Annotated in this window: 12 protein-coding genes; 6 read left to right on the forward strand and 6 right to left on the reverse strand. The window is 55.8% G+C overall.

What is annotated here, in order from left to right:
• Positions 1–31 precede the first annotated feature (31 nt).
• From LGT44_RS03905 to LGT44_RS03925, 5 genes are all read right to left on the reverse strand, one after another.
• Positions 32–295 (reverse strand): hypothetical protein, encoded by a 264-nt coding sequence (locus tag LGT44_RS03905; RefSeq protein WP_230330616.1) that lies wholly within the window; start codon positions 293–295, stop codon positions 32–34.
• Entirely contained in the window at positions 292–1,422 is a 1,131-nt protein-coding gene (locus tag LGT44_RS03910) for a PepSY-associated TM helix domain-containing protein (RefSeq protein WP_230330615.1), read from the reverse strand. Before LGT44_RS03910 ends, LGT44_RS03905 begins: the two co-directional genes overlap by 4 nt.
• A 14-nt stretch (positions 1,423–1,436) precedes the next feature.
• The gene (locus tag LGT44_RS03915; RefSeq protein WP_230330614.1) at positions 1,437–3,605 is read right to left on the reverse strand and encodes a TonB-dependent receptor; all 2,169 of its coding nucleotides are present in this window, start codon (positions 3,603–3,605) and stop codon (positions 1,437–1,439) included.
• A 123-nt stretch (positions 3,606–3,728) separates the two neighbouring features.
• Complete coding sequence (locus LGT44_RS03920; RefSeq protein WP_230330613.1) at positions 3,729–5,243, reverse strand: phospholipase D family protein; 1,515 nt, start codon at positions 5,241–5,243, stop codon at positions 3,729–3,731.
• A 28-nt stretch (positions 5,244–5,271) separates the two neighbouring features.
• Entirely contained in the window at positions 5,272–5,904 is a 633-nt protein-coding gene (locus LGT44_RS03925; protein WP_145466309.1) for a c-type cytochrome, read from the reverse strand.
• A gap of 331 nt (positions 5,905–6,235) precedes the next feature.
• On the opposite strand from LGT44_RS03925, the gene leuS reads away from it, so the two are divergent.
• The 4 genes from leuS (at position 6,236) to LGT44_RS03945 (ending at position 11,278) form a co-directional block, all read left to right on the forward strand.
• Positions 6,236–8,809: a leucine--tRNA ligase gene (gene leuS / locus LGT44_RS03930; RefSeq protein ID WP_230330626.1), complete on the forward strand. Its 2,574-nt coding sequence runs from the start codon at positions 6,236–6,238 to the stop codon at positions 8,807–8,809.
• A gap of 150 nt (positions 8,810–8,959) precedes the next feature.
• Positions 8,960–9,484, forward strand: coding sequence for an LPS-assembly lipoprotein LptE (locus LGT44_RS03935; protein WP_230330612.1), 525 nt, complete (start codon positions 8,960–8,962; stop codon positions 9,482–9,484).
• On the forward strand, positions 9,481–10,485 hold the full coding sequence (gene holA / locus LGT44_RS03940; RefSeq protein WP_230330611.1) for a DNA polymerase III subunit delta: 1,005 nt from the start codon (positions 9,481–9,483) through the stop codon (positions 10,483–10,485). Before LGT44_RS03935 ends, holA begins: the two co-directional genes overlap by 4 nt.
• A 199-nt stretch (positions 10,486–10,684) precedes the next feature.
• Positions 10,685–11,278 (forward strand): hypothetical protein, encoded by a 594-nt coding sequence (locus LGT44_RS03945; RefSeq protein WP_145466314.1) that lies wholly within the window; start codon positions 10,685–10,687, stop codon positions 11,276–11,278.
• 44 nt (positions 11,279–11,322) lie between these two features.
• Here the strand turns inward: LGT44_RS03945 and LGT44_RS03950 are convergent, their stop codons facing one another.
• Positions 11,323–12,150 carry a sugar nucleotide-binding protein gene (locus tag LGT44_RS03950; protein ID WP_225693125.1) on the reverse strand — a complete coding sequence of 276 codons (828 nt, stop codon included), beginning with the start codon at positions 12,148–12,150 and terminating at the stop codon, positions 11,323–11,325.
• Positions 12,151–12,396: 246 nt separating this feature from the next.
• On the opposite strand from LGT44_RS03950, the gene LGT44_RS03955 reads away from it, so the two are divergent.
• Together LGT44_RS03955 and LGT44_RS03960 are read left to right on the forward strand one after the other, a co-directional pair.
• Positions 12,397–14,118 (forward strand): sensor domain-containing diguanylate cyclase, encoded by a 1,722-nt coding sequence (locus LGT44_RS03955; RefSeq protein ID WP_230330610.1) that lies wholly within the window; start codon positions 12,397–12,399, stop codon positions 14,116–14,118.
• Positions 14,119–14,291: 173 nt separating this feature from the next.
• A complete protein-coding gene (locus LGT44_RS03960) occupies positions 14,292–15,662 on the forward strand; it encodes an OmpP1/FadL family transporter (protein ID WP_230330609.1) in 1,371 nt (456 codons plus the stop codon).
• Positions 15,663–15,711 lie beyond the last annotated feature (49 nt).

Below are 15,711 nucleotides of genomic sequence, written 5' to 3' on the forward strand. Positions count from 1 at the left end.
CAGCGATCATACCAGCAAACAGCGGGATTCTTCAGAAACTGAACAGCGCTGCCGCCACCGGAATCAGCAACAGCAACAATGCCCGCCCTAACCAGCGGCGGGCACTGAGCAACAACAGGCGTAGTGCTTTTTCCTGCCCCAGACGCCGTTTTTGTGCTTTCTCTCCGGCCGCAGGCGGTTGCCGCAACAACTGGCGTAATTGCCAGAACAGCACCACCGACCAGCTGCCATACAGCACAAACAGGCAGCCCCCCAACAGCATCAGCGCCAGAATCAACAACGGCAGTAAACTCATGAGCGCCGCCTCTGCCACAGTACAATGCCACCCACCAGCAACAGTCCGCCCGTCAGTAACAATGCCAGCGCCCACAGCAGCACACCGGGCAGGCCGAACACAAAACCGGTGTGCAGACCGTATTGCAGAAAACGCAGACTGGTCAGCGCCTGTTCTCCGGCGCTTTGTGATACCTGCGGCTCTGACGAGGGCACCGGCCAGATATCCACCTGCTGCAACAGGCTCAGATCGGCCGGGTGCAAAAAGAGATAATGTTGCGGCACCAGACTGAGGCCATCGCGGGCAACCATACGCAGCTGATAGTTAAAGGCCGGAGGCCGTGGCGTCACAATACCGGTCAGCTGATAGCCCGGCAGCAGAGCTTCTGCCCGGCTCTTTAAGGCCAGCAGATCGGGCACTGCTGCGACAGCATCCGCCGTAATGCCGGTTGCCACCGGCCCCGCCATCACCGTTTTCAGCGCCGGCTGATCGAGTTGCCCGGCGCTGAGCAGGCTGTACAGCGGCGCGCGCCAGGGCCAGCAGATACCGGTAATCACCATCACGATCAGCAGCGGCGTGATGTACAGACCGCTCAGCGCATGCCAGCGGCGCAGGCCATCGGCTTTGCCACTCAGTAAACGCTGCGGCAGAAAATGCTCGCGGCTGAGCTGAATCCGGTCGCCACGCACCAGCCAGAGTAACAGGCCTAGCAGACAACTGAGCGCCAGCAACACACTGCTGATCGCCACCAGCTGACGTCCGCCCTCACCCAGTAACAGCGTGCGGTGCAGTGACAGTACCCAGTTGAAAAACCCGTCACTCAGGGGGCTGGCGCTGCCATCGGCGGCCAGTTCATACGAGCGGAAGCCGTCGGCGCAACGCAGATACAGACGCGGCTGAGCAATCAGAGGTGAAGAAAGCCCCAGATAACTGACCGCACAACCGTAATGCTCAGCCTGCAACGCTTCCATGCGTTGCTGCAGCCTTTGTGTCGCTGCCGGAGGCAGAGGCTCCGGCGCACGTAACCCCGTTTGTAATACCGGCTCCAGCAACAGCAGCAGTCCGCTGAGCAGAATAATCAGCAGCGGCAGGGCCAGCACCAGGCTGACCCACAGATGCAGGCGGCGGAACCAGTAATAAGCGGTCATTCAGAGACTCGTTGTCAGAAGCTGTGCTCGTACGCCAGCATCAGACTGCGGCCACGACCTTTGTAATAGCGCGCAGTATTACCGAGATCGGAGGTCTGTGCGTAGTAATCAAAGTAATCGCGGTTCAGCAGGTTACCGAGCGACAGGCTGGTAGTGCTGTTGTTGCCACGGTAGCTGACGCTCATATCCACCAGCGCATAGCCAGCAAAGGACTCGGCATTGGCGTTGGCCTGACCGTGGAAGCTGCGGTCAAAGTAGTAAGTGCTGGCCAGACGCGCACTGGTGCGGCCATTCAGCTCGTAGCGGGCATAGGCCGAGAGTTTATCCGGGCTGATATTAGCCGCACCCAGGTCGCTGTCGAGACTGCCGTTCTTATCGGAGTCGACGCGGCCAAACAGCTTCGAGTAGTAACCACCGATTTCCAGATCGTAACTAAACATATAGGCGGTCTGCAGTTCGTAACCGTGGGTGCGGGTTTTCTCGCGGATCACTTCGTAGCTGCCATCGCCATTGGTGTCGGCCAGGCGTGAACCAAAGGCCGAGGTCGAACGGAAGTAACTGGCTTTCAGACTCAGCGCTTCGCCCTGATAGTTGAAACCGGTTTCGTAGTTATCGGTGATGATCGGCTTGATACGCACCAGATTATCCACATCCTGACCGTCGGTGTTGATGCCGCGCAGCACCAGACCCACATCCGGCATATTGAAGCCTTCGCTGTAGGAGATATAGGCGTTCAGGCCATCACTGATGCGGTAGGTAAAGCCGAGGTTGGTCAGCAGTTCGGAGAATTCATCATCACCACCGGCCACATCACGCGAGCCGTAGTTATACAGCGTGGTGAAATCATCCACCTGCAGTTTGGCGGTCTCGTAACGCGCACCACTGGTCAGTTGCAGGCGATCGGTCAGGGCGTAATCGAGCTGGGCAAAAGGCGCGTAGTTGTCGAACTTCATTTCCGGCACCCAGGTACGGCCGGTCATCGCCAGTGTCTGTTTCGATTCATCACGCACCCAGTCAAAGCCCAGCACCCAGTCGAGTTCATTCAGCAGGAAATCGTCACGGTTCCAGCTCAGGCGCACACCACTGCGCTGCACTTCAATCTGCGACTGATCGTAGATGCTCTGCGTCAGCGCACCAGTGCCATCGTACTGGCTGCCATAAGCCGGGTCCTGAAAGGTTTTGGTCTGGGTTGCGCCGTACAGCGAGGTACGGTCGAGGTAATAAAACTTACCGCTGAAGTTACCACCGGCCAGATCACGGTCGCTGTAGCTCAGCGCGGCGGCGGTGGCTTTATTGCGGTTCGGGTCGCCCACCTGCTTGCCTTTTTCGGTGGTGGCGGCAATGCCCTGATCGCGGTCGCCCGGTACGTTGCGGTAATCACCGCTGTTTTCCAGATCGTAACGGTTGAGCATCAGCTCCACCCGGCGGGTAGCCGACAGATCCATACCCAGTTTCAGCAGCAGATCAAGGGATTCAGAATCCATCAGATCGCCGTGGGTTTCGTTCACGGCAATTTTGTCGCCGTTGGCATCGTAGTACAGCCCGCTGTTCTGATACTGCGCCGAGGCCAGCACATCGTAAGCGCCCTGCTTGCGCTGCAGCGAGCCACCCAGGCGGTATTCAAAACCGTCACCGTCAAAATCGTTGCTGCTGGTCAGCGCGGTATTCAGACGGATTTCGTTATCGCCGTCGGCAGCGCTGCGGGTAATAAAGTTGATGATGCCGCCGGTTGCGCCCAGCCCCATGGAAGCGTTGGCACCGTGTACCACTTCAATCCGTTCAATCAGCGACGGGTCGATGGTGAAGCCGTCACGCGAGCCATCGCGCAGCGGGTTGGTCTGCGGAATACCATCCACCAGAATCAGCGGCGAACGGCCACGGAAACTCTCAGAAGAGCCGGTCATTTTCTGGCGCGACGGCGCAAAGCTTGGCAGCAGACGGCTCAGTGCGCTGGTCAGATCGCCGCTGGCACCGAGAGTGGCCTGCAGGGTTTCACGCTCGATGACCGTCACCATATGCGGGATGGTAGCAACATCACGCTCACCACGAACGGCGGAGATCGTAACCCGGTCCAGCGTTACTTTTTCCGCTGGCGCAGAAGCGTCAGCCGGAAGCTGTGTGTCTGCGGCATAAGCCACCGGAGCCAGCAGTGCTGGAATCATCGCAAAAACAGCAGTTTTCATGGGCATGTCCTGATACGGATTGGTAATTAGCAATACGAAAGGACGCGAATGCTACTGAGTCTGAGAATGATTATCAACAAATAATAAGAAGAATTCCTGAACTTACGTGGACGATGTTGGTCGTCAGAGTTCCGCTTCGAGCGGCAGAACGCCCAGCAGCCAGGATTGCAGGCGCCGCCACAGGCTGGCCCGGGGTTCGCTGTTATAGCTCTGCACAGAGCCATCGCCGTACAGCTCCTGCCAGCGGACTTCTCCCTGATGTAGCTGCAGGTGATAACTTTCGAATGGCAGGTTTTGCTGCAGATCCCGGCTGGCTTCCTGACCCAGTTGCGCCTGCTCAAACAGCACACCCATTTCGGTATTCTCGCGAATGGAACGCGGATCAAGATTCATTGAGCCAACGTAAAAGTAGCGCTGATCGATCACCAGCATTTTGGCGTGCAGACTGGCGGAAGAAGAGCCGGTCCAGCGGCGGTTCTCACGCCCGGAGCTGGCATCCGGGCGCAGCTCATACAGTTCAACTCCGGCACGCAACAAGGCCGTGCGGTAATGTTTATAAGCCGAATGCACCGCGGGCACATCCGTGCTGGCCAGCGAATTGGTCAGCACCCGCACCTTAACACCACGCGCGACCAGTGCCGCCAGAAAGGCAACCCCCTCATCGCCCGGTACAAAATAGGGCGAAACCAGCAGCACTTCCTGCTGCGCATTTTCCAGCAGAGTGAGCAGATTTCCCAACAACGGCGACTGGTAACGGCGGCTGCGGATTTTATCCGGTGCGTCAGCCACTACGTACGCCTTTCCCCAGAACAGCCGCGGTTCATAGTGCGCCGCCAGGTTCTGGGCCCGTGCCTGTAAAGCCTGCACATAAGGGTGCTGCTGATTACTCTGCAGCCAGCTCTGCAGTTTCTGGCTCAGTCCGTTCAGCGGTTGCTGGTCATGCGGATCAGCATCCTGCAACACGTGCTCCACCGGCACCGCCAGCTCGCTGTTCCAGTAGCGGTCAAACTCGGTTGAGGCGTCATCGACCACCGCCCCCAGTGTCAGTACATCCAGATCACCGAACACCACCGCATTACGCGCGGCATCAAAGTACTCATCACCGATATTGCGCCCGCCGGTAATCGCCAGAGTGTTATCGGCAATCATGGTTTTGTTATGCATGCGCCGGGTCGACACCCCATAACGGGTCAGAAACTGCATATCGCGCGGATAGTCGCGCAGAAACGGATTAAACAGGCGGATATCAATATTGGGATGACGGTTCAGCAGCCGCAGCTCGTTATCGGCGCCGCGGGTTGCCATATCGTCCAGCAGCAGCCGCACGCGTACGCCGCGCTCGGCGGCCTGCAGCAAGGCCCAGGTAAAAACCTTGCCGGTCAGATCCTGATGGTAGAGATAATATTGCAGGTCGAGACGGTCATGAGCATTGGCCGCCAGCAACAGGCGGGCAAGAAAAGCATCGGTTCCGGAGGCCAGCAACACCAGCCCGGCCTGACCGGGATGTTGCTGTAACAGAGGCTCCGCCCAATCCGTCAGCGGACTGTGCGGCGGAGCCTGAGTATGAACTTCAGAGGTGGGATGCGGATAGTCCGGCAGACGGGCACAGCCGGCAAACAACACCGCCAGCAGATACATACAGCACGGCAGTATCTGCCCTGCGCATTTATGGCATATGGGCAATATAGGCGGCCACATCACGCAGCTGCTGCTCATCCATATTCTGCACCACGCCGATCATCGGTGAGTTTTTACGCTCCGGATCGTTATGCAGGAAACGCATCAGGGTTTTGGTCAGATATTCATATGGCTGACCGGCGATACGCGGGTACAGGCTGCTGCCATGGCCGGCGTTGCCATGGCAGACAAAACAGGTGGTTTTATAAATCTGTTCGCCTTTTGCACTTGTGGGTACGGGTTGTTCGCGGCTAACCACCGGCTTGTGAGCAAAATAAAGCGCGATATTAATGCGGTCTTCTTTACTCAGCGTGGTGGCCAGTTTGCTCATCACATAATCTTTGCGCACACCATCGGCAAAATGCTCAAACTGGGTAAAAAGATAAGCGGCATTCTGACTGGCCAGATTCGGGATATAGTCGCGCTTGCTGTTGCCATCATCACCATGACAGCGGAAGCACAACTGCGCACGCTCAACACCATCTTCAATAGCGGCCTGTAACAGCGGTGTATTTTTTTCGATGATGGCCATTTCCTGCAGCATGGACTCCACACTTTCGGCCTGCACCTGGCTGCCCAGTAAGAGAAGCAATCCTGCCAACGTACTGCTTAATCTGTTCATAGTGTACTTTTCTGTTCTTTTGCTGTTATGGAGTTATTCAGGAGCGGCTGTTTTCGCGGACAAAACGCCCTGAAGACCCTGATCAACTTATTATTAGGGAGTGAAACATACGCGTCTGCTCTCGTCAGGCCAAGAGCCAATCGCCTTTCGTATTAGCCTTTTCTAAATAAAGGCTGACCTGTATCAAGCGCTAACCGCGAACTCCGGCCAGAGTTGCCCAAATCCGCTTCCCGCACCGCCAGGCTTATGGATAAGGGGCTGTGCCCTGCACCCGCATTCAGGTACACTTCCCGCCTTTCTAACTGCGCTCAGATTCAGACCATACGCCATGATGCAAGAGACTTATCAGCCCCATATTATCGAACCTTCCGTACAGACTCAGTGGGAAGAAAATCAGGTATTCAAAGCCGTTGTCGACAGCAATAAAGAGAAATTCTATTGCCTGTCCATGTTCCCGTATCCAAGCGGCCGGCTACATATGGGGCACGTGCGTAACTACACCATTGGTGACGTGGTTTCGCGCTACCAGCGCATGCAGGGCAAAAACGTCATGCAGCCAATGGGCTGGGACGCCTTCGGTCTGCCGGCAGAAAACGCCGCCATCAAGCATCAGGTTGCTCCGGGCAAATGGACCAAAGAAAACATCGCCTACATGAAAGGCCAGCTGAAATCGCTGGGCTTCGGTTACGACTGGAACCGCGAACTGGCGACCTGTGACCCGGAATACTACCGCTGGGAACAGTGGTTCTTCACCAAACTGATCGACAAAGGTCTGGCCTACAAAAAAGTATCCGCGGTTAACTGGTGTCCGAATGACCAGACCGTTCTGGCCAACGAACAGGTCATCGACGGCTGCTGCTGGCGTTGTGACTCTGTGGTTGAGCGTAAAGAAATTCCACAGTGGTTTATCCGCATTACCGATTACGCCGAAGAACTGCTGAACGACCTCGATCAGCTCGACGGCTGGCCGGATCAGGTAAAAGCCATGCAGCGCAACTGGATTGGTAAATCCCGTGGCGTACAGATGCGCTTTGGCCTGAAAAACCGCGAAGACGCACTGGAAATCTACACCACCCGTCCGGATACCCTGATGGGCGTGAGCTATGTTGCTGTTGCTGCCGGTCACCCACTGGCGAAAGAAGCCGCAGCCAACAATCCTGCGCTGGCCGCATTCCTCGAAGAATGCTCCAAATCCGGTACCGCCGAAGCCGATCTGGCCACCGCTGAGAAAAAAGGTATGGCAACCGGCTTTACTGCCATTCACCCGATTTCCGGTAAAGAAGTACCGGTGTGGGTCGCCAACTTTGTGCTGATGGAATTCGGTACCGGTGCGGTCATGGCCGTTCCGGCACACGATCAGCGCGACTGGGAATTCGCACAGAAATACGGCATTGAAATTCATCAGGTCATCGCCGCCAACGAAGGCGACGAGTGCGACCTGAGCAAAGCGGCCTATACCGAAAAAGGCACCCTGATTAACTCCGGCGAATTTGACGGCCTGAGTTTTGACGCCGCCTTCGACGCCATCGCCGCCAAACTGGCGGCAGAAGGCAAAGGCGAGATCAAAGTGAATTACCGCCTGCGCGACTGGGGCGTGAGCCGCCAGCGCTATTGGGGCGCACCGATTCCGGTGATCCGTACCGCCGATGGTGACTCCATTGCCGCGCCGGAAAGCCTGCAGCCGGTGATTCTGCCAACCGAGGTTGTCATGGATGGTGTGAACTCACCGATCAAAAACAACCCGGAATTCGAAAACATCGAATACAACGGTCAGCCGGCGTTCCGCGAAACCGATACCTTCGACACCTTTATGGAGTCCTCCTGGTACTACGCGCGCTACTGTTCACCGCGCGACGATACGCAGATGCTGAACCCGGAAGAAGCCAATTACTGGCTGCCGGTCGATCAGTATATCGGCGGGATCGAACACGCCATTCTGCACCTGCTGTATGCACGTTTCTTCCACAAGCTGCTGCGCGATGCCGGCCTGGTGAACAGCGATGAGCCGTTCAAAAACCTGCTGTGCCAGGGCATGGTGCTGGCCGATGCGTTCTTCTACACCAACGAACACGGCGCCAAAGAGTGGGTTAATCCGACCGAAGTCAGCGTTGAGCGCGACGACAAAGGCCGCCTGACCGCTGCCAAGCGTAAGAGCGACGGCAAAGAACTGCAGTACTCCGGCATGAGCAAAATGTCGAAGTCGAAAAACAACGGTGTTGATCCGCAGGAAGCCATCGAACTGTACGGCGCCGATACCGTGCGTCTGTACACCATGTTCGCAGCGCCCCCGGAGCAAACTCTGGAATGGTCTGACTCCGGCGTACAGGGTGCCCAGCGCTTCCTGCAGCGCGTCTGGCGTTTAAGCTACGAACTGCTGCAACAGGCAGATCGTGGTGATGCGGCGAACCTGTCCAAAGATGAGAAAGACGCCCGCCGTAAGGTGCACGAAACCATTCAGAAGGTGAGCGATGACGTTGGTCGCCGCTACAACTTCAACACCGGTATCGCCGCCATTATGGAACTGATGAACACCCTGCAGAAAGCCGATATGGCATCTGCCGGTGGCCGTGCGGTAGTGGCAGAAGGCCTGGATGCGGTGATCCGCATGCTGTCGCCGATTGCGCCACACATTACCCAGGCTCTGTGGGTTGCCTTCGGTAACGATGGTCTGGTAATTGATGCGCCATGGCCTGTGGTTGACGAGAGCGCTCTGGTGCGTGATTCCATCGAAGTGGTGGTTCAGGTGAACGGTAAGCTGCGTGCCAAGATCGAAGTGGCGGCCAACGCCAGCAAAGACGATCTTGAAGCCGCCGCCAAAGACGCCGTTGCCCAGCAGCTCGAAGGTGTGACCGTACGCAAGGTGATTGTGGTACCGGGTAAGCTGGTTAATATCGTCGCTAACTGATCCGGAGCTGCCTGCGTTGCCGGTACTGTGTTAAAAATACGTTCGAAATGCTCATTTATGACTTATAAACTGCGCCTTCTCACGTATTTTTGCCTTGTTCCGGCGGCCTCGCCAACGCTCCGCCCACATTGAACAGCTGATAGGAAGCCTATGCGCCCTCTTGCCTGGATTCTCACATTATCATTACTTTCTGCCTGCGGCTGGCATCTGCGTGGTGTTACGCCGCTGCCGCCGGAATACCGGGTGATGTATCTGCAGAGTCAGGCCAGTAACAGCTTTAACCAACAGTTAAAGCTGCAGCTGGAGTTCAACGATGTCGTGCTGACCGCCAGCGCCGAAGACGCCCCGGCCATTCTGCGTATTGAGCCGGTGGATATCGAACGGCGTACGCTGTCGGTCAGCAGCAGTGGTCAGGTGGGCGAGTTCGAACTGAACGGCCGTCTGACCGCTCATATCCTGCATATTGGCCGCGACACCGATGTCGAAATTGAACTGAAAGCACGCCGCACCCTGACCAACGATGTGAACAACGTCGTCGGTACTGCCAGCGCCGAAAGCCAGCAACGGGCTGAGCTGGAGCGCGAACTGGTCAACAAGCTGCTGCGCCGCCTGCAGAGTCTCGGCAAGAGCAGCCAGAATAATCAGGGGTCCTCTGCAACAGGCACACAGCCGTGAAAATCCGCCAGGACCAGCTCAGCGGCCTGCTGGCCAAAGGACTGGCACCCTGCTATCTGGTGTCCGGTGACGACCCTTTACTGGTGATGGAAGCCTGCGACGAGATCCGTGCCGCTGCACGTAAGGCCGGTGTCGAGGAGCGTGAGCTGTTCCATGCTGAAGCCGGCTTTGACTGGCGCCATTTGCTGGAAGAAGCCAACGCCATGTCGTTATTTGCCAGTCGCCGTATTCTTGAAGTACGCATTGGTAACGGCAAGCCTTCCGATAAAGGCGCGGCTATTCAGCAGATTCTTGATAATCCCAACCCGGATAACCTGCTGCTGATTATCTGCCCGCGCCTCGACAGCACCATTCAGCGCAGCGCCTGGTTTAAAGCGGTGGATAAAGCCGGTGTTTTCCTGCCGATCTGGCCCATCGAACGCTCGCAATATCCGGGCTGGCTGAAACGCCGCCTGCAGATTGCCGGCCTGCAGATCGAACCTCCCGCCCTGGCCGCTCTGGCGCATCAGACCGAAGGCAACCTGCTCGCTGCCGTGCAGGAAGTTGAAAAGCTGCGCCTGCTGGGTACGACCACCATCAGCGAAGAGATGATTAACGAAGCCATTGGCGACAGCTCCCGCTTTGACGCCTTTGGTCTGGCCGATACCTGCCTGCTCGGTAATCTGGCCGAAGCCAGCCGCATTCTTTCGCATTTAAAAGGTGAAGGTGTCGATGCGCTGATGATACTCGGCGCCCTGACGCGCAAGATCCGCCAGCTGATTGCCATGCAGGATCTTGGCGGACAACAGCTGAGTGAAGCCTTCAAGGCACAGAATATCTGGCCCAAACAACAGCCTCCCTACAAAAAAGCTCTGCAGAACCTGCGCGCCCCACAGCTCCATGCCGCCCTGCGTAAGGCCGAAAAAATCGATGCAGCCATTAAAGGCAGCGGCGATGATCCCTGGCTTCTGTTAAGTGAGTTAACTGTACTGTTAACAGGTGTAAGGCTGACGACTGGTTAACAGTTTCAGCACTACCGCTGTCACAGAAATCCCAACATTTAACTGAGATACTGCTGTGGTAATGGCGGCAATTGCCGTATTCGGATGACAATTTTTGTCACATTATGCCTTTTAACGTTAAGCGTCGTGGTAAAAACGTTAAAATATAATAATATGACGTAATGCTAAGCTGAGTATGCAGACTAAGAGGATGTTCGTTATGAGCGCCGTAAACAAACAACAAAATTCAGATCTGGTCTGGGACCTGGAGAAAATCCACCAGCACCAGCGCGCTATGAATTTCGTTAAGCAGTTTGAAAACCGCTTCTGCGTATTCTCCGGCTCCGTACGTCAGCTGTATACCAACTACAGTATTTTCTTCCCCGAAGAAGCCAACCGTCAGATGGTTATTCTGCCCGACCCTTACGCCTTCCACGATACGTTCAGCCATCTGAATCCGGATGCGGTACAGTCAACCGGTCTGCATGTTATCCCTGGCAATCTGATCGGTAAAACCGGCCTGTATCTGGTGATCTCACACAAAGACAAAAACGTGCGCTCGGTACCGATTCCTTTTCAGGAAGGTATCCGCCAGATTCTGCGCCGTTCCAATACCGAAGATCCATTCCTGCCGGTACTGATGAAAGGCGACCTGCGTGAATTCAATGATCAGATGCCTTGTCTGCACCTGAACCGTCTGCGCCTGAAAGAGCTGACTTCGCTGTCCGGCCTTGAGCGCGAAGGTATCCGCACCATCATTACTGACAAGCTGATGAAACTGTATCAGGAATCATCAGCCCTGAACCTGGCCTGATTCCCAGGCCAGATCTTAACGCCCTGCAACGGTCTCCCGTACCACTAGCCTTCGGCACGATAATAACGGCGGATCAGGCGACTTAATCCCTTACGCCAGGCTTTCGGCTTGATGCCAAAGGTGTGAAACAGCAGCGTATTATCGGTAACCGGTGCCCAGACCGCCGGCATCAAGCCGCCTTCCTGTGATTTCAGCTCCACGCCACTGAGATTTTCATACTGACCGGCTTCCGCCAGCAGCGCCTCTGCGAAGGCATATGAAGAGATTGGCTCCACACCACAAAAATGATAGGTACCCCATAAATCGTCGCTGCAGGCTGCCTGTTTAAGCATCGCCAGAATCACTTCGGCAATATCATCAGCAGGCGTCGGACTGAACTTACGCTGCATATCGAGGCTGAGGGAATGCTCATCACGGATAGCCGTCAGCAGGCGGTTGGCAAAATCGTCAGCCATCAGCGAAAACCCCTGGCCAATGCGCAGGATCAGATGACGACGGTTATTACGGGTCAAGGCTTCCAGAGCCAGTAAATCCAGCGCCAGTGGATGATCGGCATAATCCTCATCACTTTCCTGGTAGACAGCATCCGCGCGGGCACGGAAAACAGCGCTGGAGGACAGCAATACCACCGGGACATCCTGCTCTTCCGCCTGTTCCAGCCAGAAAGGAACATGCGCATAGTCATCCGGATGAAACAGTGATGGCACCAGTACAAAAAAAGGTTTGCCAACGGCCGCCATAGCCAAACGCTCACGGCTTTCCAGGCCAAAGCCTTTATACATAAGATCCTGAGAAGCCAGACTGCGGGTAAGAAAGTGTCCCACCGGGCGGTTAGCGCCGATGATAAAGCTGTGAAAACTGCTGATAGCCAAGACTCCGGGTCTCCTGTGCGCTGGGGCCAGACTGAGGGCCACTGATATTACAGCCTGCATAATACCCTGCCGCCGGGCCAATCACGACGTGCATTTGTACGACCCGTCTATACTCAGGGGATATTGCTGCCTGTTGTACTTATGTCTTTATATTATCGTTTGTTCATACTCGCACTGTTTCTATTCGGCGGTGCTTTTGCGACTGCCCGTTATGCGGGCGGCGAAACGGGTGCTCCTGCCCCACTGATGGCTCAGGTTTACCAGGCTGCAGAGTTCTCCAGCCTGCAACAGGTTGTGGGCTTAAATGACGATATGTGGCGGGACATGCCGGCTGCCAGCATCAACCTTGGCTTCAGCGATGACCACGTCTGGGTACGGATGCCACTGAGTCAGCTGCCCTTTGATTATCAGCGGCAGCCCTGGATTCTGGAACTGGGATATCCACTGCTCGACCATATCGAGCTTTATATTATGCACGGTGATGTTGTACTGCTGCACACCGATGCCGGCAACGACCTGCCCTATTCTTCCCGCCCTCTGGCTGTGCCCGAATTTGCCTTTCCCGTGCCGCCACTCAGCCAGGCACAATGGTTGTATCTGTACGTGCATTCGGAGTCATCGGTGCAGATTCCCATCCGCACTTTTCCGGAACAGAACTACTGGCAGCAACGGGTCGGCGAAGTTACCTTTGACGCTGCATTTCACGCAATCCTGTTCAGTATGCTGGCCTATAACCTGCTGATTTTTTTACTGAGCCGCGATCTGATTTTCTTCCTGTATTCGCTCAGCATCGGCGCCTTTGCCATGATGATGGCCGCTCTGCATGGCTGGACTTATGCGTTACTGTGGCCAGAATCTCCACACCTGAACGATCTGGCGATTCTGCTCAGTCTCGCCCTGTCTGAGGCCTTTCTTGCACTGTTCGGGGTTTCATTCCTGCGCCTGCGTAAACTGCATCCCCGTGCTTTTATGCTGTACAGCAGCTACGTCGTCAGTGCCCTAGTCTTTGCCGTACTGGCCTTCTATCTGCCGTATCACACCATGATTCGTTTGCTTACAGGCCAGGCTGTGCTGATGAGTCTGTCAGCGCTGGCATTGGGCCAACTGCTCTGGTGGCAAACCCGTTCACGGGATGTGTTCCTGTTTTTCCTTGCCGCCTTCTCACTGCTGATTGGCCTCTTCCTGTATGCAATGCAGAAGTTTGGTGTCATTCCGGTCAATGTCGTTACCGAACATGCCGCCGAGCTGGGCAGCATCATATTGGTTGTACTGCTGGCACTGAGCATGGCCGAGCGCCATAACCGCGAACGTCAGGCACGGTTAGCGGCTCAGGATGTCATCATCAACATGCAGCGCGAAGCCAATGCAGTGCTGGATCAGAAGGTCCGTGAGCGTACAGAAGATCTGGAGCTGCTGAACCAGCGCCTGCGGGAAGAATCCACCACCGATGCCCTGACCCGGGTACGCAACCGGCGTTACTTCGATCAGCGTTTCTATACCCTGTATCAGGATGCCTTCAGACAACAAACGCCACTCGCATTACTGTTGATTGATATTGACCACTTCAAGCAATTTAACGATACCCATGGTCATCAGCTGGGCGATACGGTACTGCAAAAGGTTGCGCAAACCATGCAGCAGGCCATCAAGCGTCCACAGGACAGCGTTTATCGTTACGGCGGAGAAGAATTTGCAATTTTACTGCCCAACACGGATGAAAGCGGAGCCATACAGGTCGCCGAGCTGGTACGCCAGCGCATTGAGCGCCTGCGTCTTGAACACGAAGGGCAAATACTCAGCCTGACCGTCAGTGTCGGCCTGTGTGCGGCAATCCCTCCCCAGCGTGATCAGCAGGAGGTACTTTACCAACAGGCTGATAAAGCGCTGTATCTGGCCAAAGATCAGGGCAGGAACCGCAGCTGTGCACTGCCTTTATCCATTCCCGATAGTCAGCAGCAAAGCCGCTGAACATTGCTGTTATTAATCTCAGAACCAGCCGTATTCCTATCCTGAACCGACTCCTGCGTCTGCAGTACAGGATTGTCAGACAAAATTTCAGTTTGGCAATCACCCGGCATTTATGTACCTTAGTCCCGATATTGAATTGCTAATAAAAAGACCAATATTGGATGGAGACGAACATGAAATGCCAACCCCTTGCTAAAACCATCGCAACAGCCTGCGCCGGTTTGGGTACTCTGCTGGCCATCAGCCCGGTATTCGCCCAGGGCTACTATGTCGACGAACAATCCGCCCTGCGCCTGGGAGATGCTTTCTCCGGTGGTGCAGCCTCAGCCAGCGATGCTTCCGCCGCTTACTACAGTCCGGCGGCTATGCTGCTGGTACGTGACGAGCTGGCCATCAACCTAGCGGCTATTTCTGTACGCTCAGAACTGAAAGGCAGTGCTGAAACCGGCGACGGCAGCATCCCGATTAGCGGTGAAGATGCCGAAGCGGATAACCTCGATTTTCTGCCAACCTTGTATTTTGTCCGTAGTCTGAGCGAAGGCTTCTCTGCCGGTGCTTTTATTAACGCTCCATACGCTACCGGCACCGACTTCGGTGATGACTCCATCGCCCGTTATCAGACAACGGAAAGCGAAATCACCGGTATCGACGCCGGCCTGTCACTGGCCTTCCGTGTACACGAAAAAGTCAGCATTGGCGGCAGTATTATTGCTCAGTATATGAATGCCAAAACGGCCCTGGCGGTCAATACTGCAGCCCTGTGTTTAGGTGGGCTTGATGCCTCCACCTGCAATAGCCTGGGCATTAACCCTGCAGAGCTGGGCAACAACACCTACGACGGCAGCTTCGTGATGGAAGGCCACAACACAGCCTTCGGTTTCAGCCTGGGTACTCTGGTTGAGTTCACCCCCAACAGTCGTCTGGGTCTGAACTACCGCACCCGTATCGCCCATGAGCTGACCGGCAGTGCAACGGTGGAATTCCCGGCCGCCGCTTCAGGCTTCACCGGTCTGGCCGGCCTTGAGAACACCAAAGCCGATGGCCGCGTGCAGTTTGTTACGCCGGAAACCGCGAACATCAGTTACTTCCACCAGCTCGGCGACCTGTCGCTGCAGGCGGACGCTTCCTGGACCAAGTGGTCGCGCTTCGACAAACTGCAGGTGGAAAGCACCAACAGCACCGTCGCCATGCTGGCTGCCGAGCCACAGGTTTACGACTGGAGTGAATCCCAGCGTTTTGCTCTGGGCGCTAACTACAAGCTGAGCCCACAGCTGACGCTGCGTGGTGGTTTCGCTCTGGATATGACGCCGATCGACAAAGACAAAACCAAGATCGATTTTGCCTTTGATGATTACAAAGCCATCTCTCTGGGTATGAGCTACGGACTGACCGAAGCCATGACTCTGGACGTGGGCTATCAGCACACCCTGACGCAGAAGCGTGATATTGATCAGAACGATCTGCTGACGGCGGGTGCCCGCCTGCACGGTGAAGTCACAACCGAAGTAAACTCCTTCGCTGCCGGTCTGCGCTGGGCACTGTAAGCCTGAGCTGCTGCAACCTGAAAGCGGGCGCCTGGCGCCCGTTTTTTTT

This window comes from Thalassolituus alkanivorans (assembly GCF_020447205.1).
Lineage (GTDB): Bacteria > Pseudomonadota > Gammaproteobacteria > Pseudomonadales > Oceanobacteraceae > Venatoribacter > Venatoribacter alkanivorans.